This window comes from Nocardia sp. CA-119907 (genome assembly GCF_050955995.1).
GTDB lineage: Bacteria > Actinomycetota > Actinomycetes > Mycobacteriales > Mycobacteriaceae > Nocardia.
Map to the genome: position 1 here is coordinate 2,326,036 of NZ_CP192091.1, position 13,407 is coordinate 2,339,442.

The following is a 13,407-nucleotide window of genomic DNA, read 5'->3' on the forward strand; positions in this document are numbered from 1 at the left end:
TTCATGAGCAATCCAGATAAGAGTCATCTCTATTATGCGCCTGAACACGTGAAATATCTGCGGTTCGAATGACGGTTGGTAATGAGAGAAGGAGGCTGTCATGGAAGACGCAGATGTTGTCATCATTGGATCGGGATTCGGGGGGCTTGCCGCCGCAAAGCAGCTGGCCAAGTCGGGTATCAAGTACGTTCTCATCTCGAGCACTCCGGAGCACCTCTTCCAGCCATTGCTCTATCAGGTCGCGACAGGTGTGCTGGCCTCCGACGAGATCGCGCCGCCGATCGCCTCGGTGCTGCGCAGGCATAGGGAGGCCGACGTCCGGCTCGGCAAGGTGGTCGCCATCGATGCCGACAACGCGGTGATCACCTACGAGCACGAGGGTGAGCGCACGCAGATCCGCTACGGCTCGCTGATCGCCGCCACCGGCGCCTCGCAGTCGTACTTCGGCCGCGACGATTTCGCCGATAAGACGTTCTCGCTCAAGACCATCGACGACGCCAAGCTGTTGCGCGCGCAGATCGAGCGCGTCTTCACCGAGGCCGCCGGCGCGGACGAGGAGACCCGCAAGCGGCTGCTCAGCTTTGTCGTGGTCGGCGCGGGCGCGACCGGTGTCGAGGTCGCCGGTCAGCTGAAGGAACTCGCGAAACGGCATTACCACCAAGAGGTTTCGGTGACGCTGGTCGAGGGTGCGGGCGAGGTGTTGCCGCCCTTCGGTGGCGGACTGTCGGAGTACGCGAAGGGATCGCTGACCAAGAGCGGCGTGGAGGTGCTGCTCGGCACCTTCGTTACCGATATCGAATTCGGCAAGGTGACCGTCAAGGGTAAGGACGGCGTCGAGCGCCGGATCGCCGCCGAGACCGTCGTATGGTCGGCCGGTGTGCAGGCGGGCGGGTTCGCGAAGCTCCTGGCCGAGGCCACCGGCTGCGAAACCGACCGGGCCGGACGGCTTTTGATCAATCCCGACCTGACCGTCGGCGGGCACGCCGATATCTACGCCATCGGCGATATGACCTCGCTCAACGGCTACCCGGGACAGTCGCCGGTCGCCATGCAGGAGGGCAGGCACGCCGCCGATATCATCCGCCGCAAGAAGCTGCCCGGCACCCCGTTCAAGTACTGGGACAAGGGCAGCATGGCGGTGATCAGCCGCTTCAGCGCGGTGGTGAAGCTCAACGAGCACATCACCTTCCGCGGTGTGATCGCCTGGACCATGTGGCTCGCGGTACATCTGCTGTACCTGGTCGGATTCCGCAATCGCTTCGCCGCGGTGGCCTCGTGGTTGGTCGCCTTCATCGGCACGGGTCGTCCCGGCTTCGATGAGGTGGATTCGGTGCGGGAGCCTGCGCGTCTGCCCGAACGCGACGCCGCCTGATCTGCTCGAAAACGCGCCGGGTCGATGCGGCCCGGCGCGGTTTTGTGTCTTCGGGATGGCACCGTAGACGACTGATTTCCTGAGTACATGGGTAACTCACCGGGTACGGGCTAACTCAGCTACCGCTCTACCGTCAGCCGCCAACGTCACGGTTACACGCGCCTGAATCTGGCCTGAAGACTCGGGGAGGCGGACGAGCTCATCATCTCGTTCACCGAACCGGCATCGAGGCGACACTTCGAGGTCGCTCCGGCGCTGTTTCGGACTGGCTTCATCACGGATATGACTATTTCGTCCGTGTTGACAGCCCCGGCTCGACCGACGGACTCCGGGGCGGAACGGTCTCGGTATTCCCTGGTCGTTTCCTCCGATGCGGAGCACCGGCTGGCCGCCCAGCGGCTGCGCTACGGCGTCTTCGCCACTGAGCCCGGCTTCCAGATCGCCGACAACGGAACCGGTCTGGACGCGGACCGGTTCGACGAACATTGCGATCACCTGCTGGTCCGCGATGACCGCACCGAGGAGTTCGTCGGCTGCTACCGAATGTTGCCGCCGGACAAGGTGAATGCCGCGGGCGGCTACTACACGGCCACCGAATTCGATCTGACCCAACTGGATCCGACGGGCAACCGGATCGTGGAGATGGGCCGCGCCTGTGTGGTGCCCGACCACCGCAACGGCTCGGTGCTCACCCTGATGTGGGCGGGCATCCTGCACTACATCCAGCTCACCGGATACGAGTGGGTGATGGGATGCGTATCGGTGCCGATGCAGGACACCCCCGCCGACCCGGCCGGGGTGAATGTGCGCGGTGTGCGGGATATGCTGCTCGGCCGCCACGGATCCGATCCCGAGCGGCGGGTGCGCCCCTACAACCCGGTGGTCGTCGACGGACTGACGCTGGACGAAATGACCCCGCCCGCGCGCCCTAAGCTGCCGCCGCTGCTGCGCGGCTATCTGCGTCTGGGCGCGGAGATCTGCGGCGAACCGGCGCATGATCCGGATTTCGCGGTCGCCGACTTCGTCGCACTGCTCGGCCTGGACACCATCAACACCCGCTACCTCAACCGATTACAAGACGCCGCCAATGCACTCGACGGGGGACGGTGAGGCAGATGGTGTTCGACGCGCCGCCCGCACAGAGCACCGCGCACGCGTGGATGCCGTCGAGTCCATGCGGGCCCGGCTGCATCGATCCGGTGGATGAGATCGGTACCGCACGGGTCATCGGTCGACTACTCGGCGTGGCCGGGCTGCTGGTCAGCTTTCCGGTCGTCAATATCGTCACACCGCGTGGTCGGCGTGAGCGGCTGCAGCGGCGCTATGCGCGAACTGTGCTGAGCTGTCTCGGGATTCGGTTGCGTGTGGTGGACAACCGAGGCCTCGGTCGACCCGATGCCGGTCCGTCGGCGGATGCGCGCTTCGGCGATCCGGGCGAAGGTCTGCTGATCGTGGCCGGACATATCGGCTGGACCGATGTCGTCGTCATGGCCGCGGTGCAGCCGCTCGGTTTCGTGGCGCGCGCCGATATGGTCGATTGGCCGCTGCTCGGTGGTCTGGCCAAGCTGATGCGGGTCATCCCGATCGAACGCGAACGGCTGCGCGAACTGCCCGGCGTGGTGGCGCGCATCGGTGAACGGCTGGCGTCGGGCGATCGGATCGCGGTCTTCCCCGAGGGCACCACCTGGTGCGGCCGCGCCTACGGCACCATGCGGCCCGCGCTCTTCCAAGCCGCCGTGGACACCGCGACGTCGGTGCAGCCGGTGCGGCTGCGCTACCTGGACGCGCACGGTACGCAGTCGACCATTCCGGGATTCGTCGGCGACGATTCCTTCGGCACCTCGGCGAAGCGGGTGCTGCGTTCGCGCGGCATGGTGGCCGAAGTGGTGCTCGCACCGGTGGAGTATCCGGGACTCGATCGCCGCGACCTGGCCCGCCGGTGTGAACAGGCCGTCCGTGGTGCGGACCTGTCGCGCCACGGCGCCATCGAGGCCTCGGAGTGGATCGAGGCAACGGCCACCCGGGTGCAGGATCCGGAGTCGGTCGAGACGGGGGCGACACAGGCCGTGCGGCGGCCGTCGCGATTGCGACCGTTCCGTCGCTCCGGCCGAAAAGGCGCCGGGCACGAGGCTGTCGAGGGGGCGGCGGCTGCCCCGGCCTGATCACGGTTTCCCTGACCTCGGCGTGCTCGATGTCACCGGCTCGCCGAGGTCTTGGCGCTGACCCAACCGCGAAGGCGGCTCGCGGCCGGGCTCCTCACGAAGTGGGGCTTGTGGACCTGGCGTGGCACCGAGGTGTCGAGCGCTTGCTGACGGATATGTGGTTCGACGAGGTCGACGCGGTGTCGACACGTCGATCGCGCCCGGCGCGGTGGACCGGTCCCCGTGAGCAGTGCGACGGTCGGTCTAGGTGCCGTCGAGACGCGGTGCCGGATACGGACCGAACACACGCTGAACACTCCGGCGGCGCAGTCCGTTTCGCTGGGCGCGCCGTCGGTGCGGCGTTAGAGTCGCGCCATGGCGGAGCAGGCCTTGGTCGCGTGGCTATTGGATTCGGATCCGGCGCTGCGCTGGCAGGTGGAACGCGATGTCGTGGGTGCACCGCCCGAGGTTTGGCGAGCGACGCGGGCGCGGATCGCGACCGAAGGGTTCGGCGCGCGTCTGCTGGCGCTCCAGGATTCGGATGGCCAGTGGGCAGGTGGTGCGTTCTTTCCCGCGGACTTCGACTTCCACGGTCCAGAGGCGGCCGAAGGCGCCGGGCAGCCATGGACGGCGACGACGTGGACGCTCAACTCACTGCGGGAATGGGGTCTGGATTCGGCTGTGCTGCGAGCGCGCGGCACCGCGGAATTGCTTGCCGAGAACAGCCGCTGGGAGTACGAGAACCTGCCGTACTGGGGCGGCGAAGTCGACTGCTGCGTCAATGCCTGGACTGTCGCGAACGGTCTGTGGCTCGGCGCCGACAGCATCGGCATCGTCGACTGGTTCCTCGAGCATCAGCTCACTGACGGCGGCTGGAACTGCGAGTGGGTCGAGGGCGCTACGCGATCGTCGTTCCACTCGACGCTCAACTCGCTCAGGGGGCTGCTCGCCTACGACGTCGAGACCGGAGGCACCGATGAGACGCGCGCCGCCCGACGCTCCGGCGAGGAGTACCTCCTGCGGCGCGGGCTCTTCCGTCGGCTGTCGACGGGGGAAGCGGTGGCGCCGTGGGTGGACCGCTTCGCCTACCCGTTCCGCTGGTTCTACAGCGTGCTCAGCGCGACCGAATACTTCCGGGAGGCCGCCCTGTTCGATGGTGCGATACCGGATCCGCGTCTGGCCGAGGCGATCGAGCGCATCCGTGCCGCCAGGCAGCCGGACGGCACCTGGCTCCAGGCTCGCCGACATCCGGGGCGCGTGTGGTTCGAGGTCGACGTACCGGCCGGTGAGCCATCGAAGTGGCTGACTTTGTTCGCGATACGAGTGCTGGCCTGGTGGGACTCCGCGACATCGGATTAGTTCGGTTTTCGGTGCCAGCTGCGATATCAGGAAGCGCAGTCGGACATTCGGCATCGAATACGTCACTCGCCCGAACGGCACGGCCGGCGAGAAAACCTGATGAAGATCCGCGAAGGCAATGGGACACTATCGCTTCCGACCGACGATCCCGACGGCCGACGGAGCAGCTCGCGACCGTCGAGGTCTGCCGGTGGCCGTTGAGAATTGGCGGGACCGATTAGTTATGCGAAGTGGTCCCGTCTGACCTCATGTGGCGCCGCCTCGGCCCGCACATCGTCCTATTTGAATGCCCGGAGGTACCCGATGCCCGCAGACAGTCCCGTCCGTCCGACCGGACGAGGAACCCCGACCGTAGTCCGGCTGCTGGTGCTCGCGACCTTCGTGGTGATTCTGAACGAAACCATCATGATCAACGCGATCCCGCGGCTGATGGCGGACCTCGAGGTGACCGAGCGCACGGCACAGTGGGTGTCGACCGCGTTCATGCTCACCATGGCGGCCGTCATCCCGGTCACCGGATGGTTCCTGCAGCGGGTGACGACTCGCCGGGCCTATGCGATCGCGATGGGTGTGTTCATCGCGGGCACAGCGCTTTCCGCCGTCTCCCCGTCGTTCGAGGTGCTGCTGTTCGGACGGATCGTCCAGGCCGGCGGTACCGCGGTGATGATGCCGTTGCTGATGACCACTCTGATGACGGTGGTCCCCGAACAGGACCGCGGCCGGGTCATGGGCAATGTCACCCTCGCCATCTCGGTCGCCCCGGCCATGGGCCCGGTCCTGTCCGGCGTGGTACTCCAAGTCGGTTCGTGGCGTTGGCTTTTCGGGCTGGTGCTGCCGATCGCTGCCGTGGTCACCTGGCTGGGCCTGCGCAAACTGGACAATATCGGCGAACCGCAGACCGGTGCGATCGACTGGTCCAGCGTGGCATTCGCCGCGGTCGGCTTCGGCGGCCTGGTATACGGGCTCAGCCGATTCGAGACCCACAATGTCGCCACGCCCGCGGTGATCGTCGTCGCCGGACTCGCGTTCATCGTTGTCTTCGCGGCCCGTCAGCTACGACTGCAGCGTACCGGAGCCCCGCTGCTGGATCTGCGCATCCTGCTGTTCGGCACGTACACCAAGGCGCTGATCCTGATGTCGGTCGCGTTCATGGCGATGCTCGGATCGATGATCCTGCTGCCGCTGTACCTGCAGAATCTGCGCGGTCTGTCGGCACTGCAGACCGGACTGCTCGTCATGCCGGGCGGACTGGCGATGGGGCTGCTCGGCCCGACGGTCGGGCGGCTGTTCGACCGGTTCGGCGGACGAGTGCTGGTGATTCCCGGTTCGATCGGTGTCGCGGTCGCACTGGCCGGGTTCACCCGGATATCGATGACCATGCCGTACTGGCAGCTGCTGATCCTGCACGTCCTGATGATGGTGTCGCTGGCCGCGGCCTTCACCCCGGTCTTCACGCTCGGGCTCGGCGCGCTCCCACAGCACCTGTACTCGCACGGCAGCTCCATGCTCGGCACACTGCAGCAGGTGGCCGCGGCCTTCGGCACCGCCCTGGTGGTGACGGTGATGTCGGCCCGCAGCAGTGCGCTGGTAGCGGACGGCACCGATCCGATCACCGCACACCTCGACGGCATGCGCCTGGCATTCGCCATCTCCGCCGCACTGGCGCTGATCGTCATCGTGATGGCAGTGCTGCTCCCGGGCCGATCCAGCGCACCGCAGGACTCGGATGGCACTGAGACGCCGGCCCACGAGCTGGTGCAGAGCTGATCGCCGCGGCGCGCTCACACCGCTGCCGACAGTGCGTCGGCAGCGGTGTCGGTCACGTCGAACACGCCGATAGCGCAGTTTGTTACACCGGGCGCGCCGTCGGCTCGCCGGTCACTGCGATCGGGCGGGAATAACGACGAAAGGCCGACGGCTATCCTTTACTGGTCATGAAGTCGGCTTTTTCGGGTCCGGTCCACGGTGCGCCCAAGACGGTCTACCTCGATCATGCGGCGACCACTCCGATGGTGCCTGCCGCGATCGAGGCGATGACGGCTGCCCTCGGGATGACGGGCAATGCCTCCTCACTGCACGGTTCGGGGCGCACGGCACGGCGGCTGCTGGAGGAGGCGCGCGAATCGATCGCCGCCGATCTGGGCGCCCGGCCGTCGGAGGTGATCTTCACCTCGGGTGGGACCGAGAGCGACAATCTGGCGATCAAGGGCATCTACTGGGCCAGCCGCGCCGCCGATCCGCGCCGGACCAGGATCATCGCGGGTTCGACCGAACACCACGCGGTCATCGACGCGGTCGAATGGCTGGAACAGCACGAGGGCGCCCAGGTGACCTGGCTGCCGGTGGACGCCGACGGTGTCGTATCGCCGCGGGTTTTGCGGGCGGCGCTGGCCGAGTATGTCGACGAGGTCGCGCTGGTGAGCATCATGTGGGCCAATAATGAGGTGGGCACCATCGCCCCGATCGCCGAATTGGCCACGGTGGCACACGAATTCGGCGTGCCGATGCACAGCGATGCGATCCAGGCCGCCGCGCAGCTGCCGATCGACTTCGCGGCGAGCGCGCTGTCGGCGGCGAGTTTCGCCGGTCACAAGGTCGGTGGCCCGCACGGTGTCGGTGTCCTGCTGCTCGGCAGGCAGGTGCCGTGTGTGCCGCTGCTGCACGGCGGCGGGCACGAGCGCGATCTGCGCTCGGGGACCTCCGATACCGCGGCGGCCGTCGGACTGGCCACCGCATTGCATCGCACCGTGGCCGAGTTGCCCACGCGCACACCGGAATTGACCGCGATGCGGGATGACCTGATCGCGGGTATCCGCGCGGCCGTTCCGGATGCGGTACTGAGTGGTCCGGTCGGGGAGCGGCGACTGCCGGGCAATGTGCATTTCACTTTCCCCGGCTGCGAGGGTGATTCGCTGCTGATGCTGCTGGACGCGGCCGGAATCGAATGTTCGACCGGATCGGCCTGCAATGCGGGTGTCGCCGCCCCGAGCCATGTGCTGATCGCCATGGGCGTCGAACCGTGGCAGGCGCGCGGTTCGCTGCGGTTCTCACTGGGGCACACCTCGACGCGGGCCGATGTGGACGCGGTGCTGAATGTATTGCCCCGGATAGTGGAAAGGGCCAGGGCCGCGGGTCTGGCCGGTGCGAAGGGAGGTGTCTGATGCGGGTACTCGCCGCGATGAGTGGTGGTGTGGATTCGGCAGTGGCGGCGGCACGTGCCGTCGACGCGGGTCACGAGGTGGTCGGCGTGCATCTGGCGCTGTCGGCGACACCGGGCACACTGCGCACCGGTTCGCGCGGTTGCTGCTCCAAGGAGGACGCCGGTGACGCCCGGCGGGCCGCCGATGTGCTCGGCATCCCCTTCTATGTCTGGGATTTCGCCGACCGCTTCAAGGAAGACGTGATCGATGATTTCGTCGCCGCGTACGCGGCCGGTGAGACGCCGAATCCGTGTCTGCGCTGCAACGAGAAGATCAAGTTCTCCGCCCTCGCCGATCGCGCCGTGGCACTCGGCTTCGACGCCGTGGTCACCGGCCACTACGCGCGGCTCGAGGACGGTGTGCTGCGCCGGGCCGTCGACGCCGATAAGGACCAGTCCTATGTGCTCGCGGTGCTGACCGCGCAGCAGCTGTCGCGGGCCATGTTCCCGGTGGGCGACACCCCCAAGCCGCAGATCCGGGCGGAGGCCGCCGAGCGCGGGCTCGCGGTGGCGAATAAGCCCGACAGCCATGACATCTGCTTCATCCCCTCCGGTGACACCCGCGCCTTCCTCGGTGCGAAGATCGGCATTCGGCCGGGTGCGGTGGTCGACGCCGACGGCCAGGTGCTCGGAAATCACGAAGGCGTGCACGGATTCACGATCGGCCAGCGCAAGGGACTCGGGCTGCCCGGTCCGGCCGCGGACGGCAAGCCGCGCTACGTCACCGACATCGATCCGGACTCCGGCACCGTTCGCGTCGGCTCCGCCGAGGATCTGCAGGTGTGGACCGTTGCGGCCGACCGCGCGATCTGGACCTCCGGCTCCACGCCCGAGGGGGCGATCGACTGTGTCGCGCAGGTGCGCGCACACGGTGGCACCGCACCGGCCATGGCCGAGGCGGACGGCGACGGACTGATCGTGCGGCTGCGCGAGCCGCTGACCGGTGTGGCCCGCGGTCAGGCCGTGGTGCTGTACCGCCCGGATGCCCTGGGGGATCAGGTGATCGGCAGCGGCACCATTACCGGCACCTCGCGCGACGCGTCCGATTCTGTCGGCGCGGGCGCGAGCACCGCCCAGTGAGCGGTGCCTATATCGGGCGACGCGGCAAGCGAGATCGGTTCACCCTCTGCGTCATCTCGGCGCAGACCGGGATCCATCACACAATGGGGTGTACGCCCCGCATAGGGGCAGCGCAGTGAGCGAAATCGCCAGGGAATCGGGCGAACTCGAGGCGAAGGTACCCGTCCGGATCCCGGGTGGGATCGCGACGGCCGTCGGGTCCTGGCCCGGCACCGATCCGCGCGAGGCCGCGGCCACCATTATCGGTGAGTTGCCGGAACTGCCGCATCTGGTCGAACTGCCAGGACGCGGTACCGGTTCGGACGTGATCGGCCGTGTCTCCGCGCTGCTGGTCGATATGCGATTCGACACCACGACGCGGGGATATCGGCTGGTGTCCCGGCCGGGTGCGGTCTCCCGACGTGCTCGCGATCTGCTCAGGTCGGACCTCGACGCCCTCGAAGAGGCATGGGAGACAGCGGGTTCGGCGAATGCCGGTCGCACGGTCAAACTGCAGGCGGCCGGTCCGCTGACGCTGGCGGCCCAGCTCGAACTGCCCGGCGGTCACCGCGCACTCACCGATTCCGGTGCGGTGCGCGATATTTCGGAATCCCTCGCCGAAGGCCTGAATCGGCATGCGAGCGAGGTGCACAAGCGCCTCGGCGCGGAAGTTGTTCTGCAACTGGATGAACCGTCGCTGACCGAGGTGCTGAACGGCTCGCTACGCGGTGTCAGTGTCCTCGACACCGTGCGCGCCATCCCCGAACCGGAAGCACTCGCCGTGCTGGACGCGGTCATCACCGCGCAATCCGCTCCGGTCCTGGTCCACAGCTGCGCCGAGTCGCCCGCACTGTCCTTCCTGCGCGGTAGCACGGCCGCCGCCATCGGGTTCGATATGGCCACCATCGCCACCCGAGATCTGGACGATATCGGTGAAATCCTCGATACCGGAAAGCAAGTGGCGCTGGGCCTCGTTCCGACAGCCCGGCCCGCCAAACCCCCGACCTGGCGCGATATCGCCGAGCCCGGCGTCCGCCTGATCGACCGCCTCGGCCTGCGCCGCTCGACCCTCGCCACCCAGATCCTCGTCGCCCCCGCCTGCGGTCTTGCCGGTGCGCCACTGGACTGGGCTCGCGCGGCCCTGCGCCTGTCCACCGAGGTGGCACGCGCCTACGCCGAGGAACCCGAATCGCTCGACTTCACCTGAGGCCGGGCGCTGCGATCCGTGCGATGAGTCCGCCGCGACGTGCGGGAATGTGGCGGCTGGATGTCAGTGGGCTCGGCTAATGTGCGATGGGTGAGTGACAGCGACATTGTGGCGGAGCCAGCGACCCCGGAGCAGCGAGTGGAGTGGCAGCGGCTCGCGGACGAGGTTCGGGAGCATCAGTTCCGGTACTACGTCCGGGACGCGCCGATCATCTCCGACGGCGAGTTCGACAAGCTGCTGCGGCAACTGCAGGCACTGGAGGACACGCACCCTGATCTGCGCACACCCGATTCGCCGACGCAGCTGGTCGGCGGCGGATTCGCGACGGACTTCACCGCCGTGGACCACCTGGAGCGGATGCTGTCGCTGGACAATGTGTTCGACTTCGACGAGCTGCGCACCTGGGCGAGTCGGGTGGAGGCGGAGACCGGATCGGATCTGCACTATCTGTGCGAGGTGAAGATCGATGGCGTCGCGCTGAACCTGGTCTATGAGAACGGGCGGCTGGTGCGCGGTGCGACGCGCGGCGACGGACGCACCGGTGAGGACGTCACGCTCAACGCGCGCACCATCGAGGACATCCCGGGCGAGCTGACGCCGTCGGAGGAGTTCCCGATCCCCGAACTGCTCGAGGTGCGTGGCGAGGTCTACTTCCGGCTGGAGGATTTCGCGACGCTCAATGCCGCGATCGTGGCCGAGGGCAAACCGCCGTACGCGAATCCGCGCAATACCGCGGCGGGTTCGCTGCGGCAGAAGGATCCGGCGGTCACCGCGCGGCGTCGGCTGCGGATGATCTGCCACGGCTTCGGTCGCATCGAGGGCTACACCCCGACCTCACAGCACGACGCCTATCGCGCCCTGGCCGCCTGGGGTCTGCCGGTCTCCGAGCATACGAAGCTGGTACAGGGCATCGAAGCGGTGATCGAGCGCGTCAACTACTGGGGCGAGCACCGTCACGATATCGAGCACGAGATCGACGGTCAGGTGATCAAGGTCGACGAGACGGCGCTGCAACGGCGTCTCGGTTCCACCTCGCGCGCCCCGCGCTGGGCGATCGCCTACAAGTACCCGCCGGAGGAGGCGACGACCAAGCTGCTCGGCATCGAGGTGAATGTCGGCCGCACCGGCCGGGTCACCCCGTTCGCGGTGATGGAGCCGGTCTCCATCGCGGGTTCCACGGTCGCGCGGGCCACCCTGCACAACGCCTCCGAGGTGAAGCGCAAGGGTGTGCTGATCGGTGACACCGTCACCATCCGCAAAGCGGGCGATGTCATCCCCGAGGTGCTCGGACCGGTGGTGGACGCGCGCACCGGCGACGAGCGCGAATTCGTCATGCCGACACTGTGTCCCGAATGCGGTGCGGAGCTGGCGCCGGAGAAGGAGAGCGACGCCGATATCCGCTGCCCCAATGGGCAGTTCTGTCCGGGGCAGCGGCGGGAGCGGATGTTCTATATCGCGAGCCGTCGGGTCTTCGATATCGAGGCGCTCGGCTACGAGGGCGCGGTGGACCTGCTGCGCTCGGGCGCGATCACCGATGAGGGCGATCTGTTCGACCTCGACGAGGCGCGGCTGCTGACCACCTCGCTGTACGCGAATATGGACGGCACCTTGTCCGCGAACGGCAAGCGACTGCTGGAGAACCTGCAGGCCGCCAAGGGCCGCCCGCTGTGGCGCGCGCTGGTCGGCCTGTCCATCCGGCACGTCGGTCCGACCGCCGCCCGTGCGCTCGCCGCGGAATTCGCCAGCATGGATCGCATCGAACAAGCATCGGCCGAGGAACTCGGCGCTGCCGACGGGGTCGGTCCGACCATTGCGAACGCGGTGGTGGATTGGTTCACCGTCGACTGGCATCGCGCGATCGTCGACAAGTGGCGTGCGGCGGGCGTGCGCATGGCCGATGAGCGCGACGAGTCCATCGAGCGGACGCTCGAGGGCCTATCGATCGTGGTGACCGGTTCGCTGGAGGGATTTTCCCGCGACGGGGCCAAGGAAGCCATCCTGGTGCGCGGCGGCAAGGCCGCGGGCTCGGTATCCAAGAAGACCGCGTTCGTGGTGATCGGTGAGTCGCCGGGATCCAAGGCCGCGAAGGCGGAGGAACTGGGCGTGCCGATCCTCGATGAGGCCGGCTTCCGGCTCCTGCTCGAGCAGGGCCCAGCGGCGGTGTCATCCGATACCGCCGAAGGAGACGCCGAAGCAGAGGAATAGGCGGCTGCTCGGGGAGCTGGTGATCGGCCGCGTATGCCGTCGGCGAACAGTGCTTGACCTGAACCTAGCTCGAGGTATGACGATCGACTGGTAGCTAACTATCAGGAGATTCGATATGACTCACCGCTCAACCGCTCTGATCACCGGTGCTTCGGCGGGATTCGGTCTGGCTCTTGCGCGTTCGCTGATCGCGCGCGGCTGGCGGGTGATCGGCACCGCCCGCCGCGCCGACCGGCTCGAACGGGTGGAATCCGAACTCGGCGAAGCCTTTCTCGCGTTGCCCGGCGATATCACCGATCCGGCGCATCGCGCCGAACTGGCCGAGATCGCCGGTGGGTTCGGACATCTCGACCTGCTCGTGAACAATGCGAGCAGGCTCGGGCCCAGTCCGCTGCCGCGGCTGGCGGACTATCCGCTCAACGAGCTCGAACTGGTCTACCGCACCAATGTCATTGCCCCGCTCGCGGTTCTGCAATTCGCACTGCCGCTGCTCGGCGCGGACGGGGTCGCGGTGAACATCAGCTCCGACGCGGGCGTCGAACCGTATCCGGATTGGGGCGGTTACGGCTCCTCGAAGGCGGCACTCGACCAGCTCACCGCCATTCTGGGCGCCGAACATCCGGACCAGTCGATCTATGCCTTCGATCCCGGCGATATGCGCACCGAAATGCACCAGGCCGCATTTCCCGGCGACGATATCTCCGATCGCCCGGAGCCCGCGACCGTGGTGCCCGCGCTGTTGCGACTGATCGAGCAGCGACCGAAGAGCGGCCGCTATACCGTGGCCGATTTCACCGCGGGGGTCGCCAGATGACGACAGCATCGCGAAGCGATTCGAAGGGGGGTGGTGGTCGGGCGACGGGTG

10 protein-coding genes are annotated in these 13,407 nt (G+C 67.4%); all 10 read left to right on the plus strand.

Annotated features, from left to right (window positions below):
* Positions 1–100: 100 nt before the first annotated feature.
* Positions 101–1,372, plus strand: a complete 1,272-nt coding sequence (locus ACQP2D_RS10390) for an NAD(P)/FAD-dependent oxidoreductase (protein ID WP_433683506.1) — start codon at positions 101–103, stop codon at positions 1,370–1,372.
* A gap of 282 nt (positions 1,373–1,654) precedes the next feature.
* Positions 1,655–2,482 carry a GNAT family N-acetyltransferase gene (locus ACQP2D_RS10395; protein ID WP_433683507.1) on the plus strand — a complete coding sequence of 276 codons (828 nt, stop codon included), beginning with the start codon at positions 1,655–1,657 and terminating at the stop codon, positions 2,480–2,482.
* A gap of 5 nt (positions 2,483–2,487) precedes the next feature.
* Positions 2,488–3,534, plus strand: coding sequence for a lysophospholipid acyltransferase family protein (locus tag ACQP2D_RS10400; RefSeq protein ID WP_433683508.1), 1,047 nt, complete (start codon positions 2,488–2,490; stop codon positions 3,532–3,534).
* A 354-nt stretch (positions 3,535–3,888) separates the two neighbouring features.
* Positions 3,889–4,872, plus strand: coding sequence for a squalene cyclase (locus ACQP2D_RS10405; RefSeq protein WP_433683509.1), 984 nt, complete (start codon positions 3,889–3,891; stop codon positions 4,870–4,872).
* Between the two features lie 303 nt (positions 4,873–5,175).
* Positions 5,176–6,639 (plus strand): MDR family MFS transporter, encoded by a 1,464-nt coding sequence (locus tag ACQP2D_RS10410; RefSeq protein ID WP_433683510.1) that lies wholly within the window; start codon positions 5,176–5,178, stop codon positions 6,637–6,639.
* Positions 6,640–6,806: 167 nt separating this feature from the next.
* Positions 6,807–8,033, plus strand: a complete 1,227-nt coding sequence (locus ACQP2D_RS10415; RefSeq protein ID WP_433683511.1) for a cysteine desulfurase family protein — start codon at positions 6,807–6,809, stop codon at positions 8,031–8,033.
* The gene (gene mnmA / locus ACQP2D_RS10420) at positions 8,033–9,151 is read left to right on the plus strand and encodes a tRNA 2-thiouridine(34) synthase MnmA (protein ID WP_433683512.1); all 1,119 of its coding nucleotides are present in this window, start codon (positions 8,033–8,035) and stop codon (positions 9,149–9,151) included. Before ACQP2D_RS10415 ends, mnmA begins: the two co-directional genes overlap by 1 nt.
* A 124-nt stretch (positions 9,152–9,275) precedes the next feature.
* A complete protein-coding gene (locus ACQP2D_RS10425) occupies positions 9,276–10,337 on the plus strand; it encodes a methionine synthase (RefSeq protein ID WP_433685601.1) in 1,062 nt (353 codons plus the stop codon).
* Positions 10,338–10,427: 90 nt separating this feature from the next.
* On the plus strand, positions 10,428–12,542 hold the full coding sequence (ligA, locus tag ACQP2D_RS10430) for an NAD-dependent DNA ligase LigA (protein ID WP_433683513.1): 2,115 nt from the start codon (positions 10,428–10,430) through the stop codon (positions 12,540–12,542).
* A gap of 115 nt (positions 12,543–12,657) precedes the next feature.
* Positions 12,658–13,356, plus strand: coding sequence for an SDR family oxidoreductase (locus ACQP2D_RS10435; protein ID WP_433683514.1), 699 nt, complete (start codon positions 12,658–12,660; stop codon positions 13,354–13,356).
* The last annotated feature ends 51 nt before the right edge of the window (positions 13,357–13,407 follow it).

Excerpts from the sequence above, each read along its gene's own strand:
- ACQP2D_RS10405 (WP_433683509.1), top strand. The coding sequence starts at position 3,889 with ATGGCGGAGCAGGCCTTGGTCGCGTGGCTATTGGATTCGGATCCGGCG.
- ACQP2D_RS10415 (WP_433683511.1), top strand. The coding sequence starts at position 6,807 with ATGAAGTCGGCTTTTTCGGGTCCGGTCCACGGTGCGCCCAAGACGGTC.
- ACQP2D_RS10435 (WP_433683514.1), top strand. The coding sequence starts at position 12,658 with ATGACTCACCGCTCAACCGCTCTGATCACCGGTGCTTCGGCGGGATTC.
- ACQP2D_RS10395 (WP_433683507.1), top strand. The coding sequence starts at position 1,655 with ATGACTATTTCGTCCGTGTTGACAGCCCCGGCTCGACCGACGGACTCC.
- mnmA (WP_433683512.1), top strand. The coding sequence starts at position 8,033 with ATGCGGGTACTCGCCGCGATGAGTGGTGGTGTGGATTCGGCAGTGGCG.
- ACQP2D_RS10400 (WP_433683508.1), top strand. The coding sequence starts at position 2,488 with ATGGTGTTCGACGCGCCGCCCGCACAGAGCACCGCGCACGCGTGGATG.
- ACQP2D_RS10410 (WP_433683510.1), top strand. The coding sequence starts at position 5,176 with ATGCCCGCAGACAGTCCCGTCCGTCCGACCGGACGAGGAACCCCGACC.
- ACQP2D_RS10390 (WP_433683506.1), top strand. The coding sequence starts at position 101 with ATGGAAGACGCAGATGTTGTCATCATTGGATCGGGATTCGGGGGGCTT.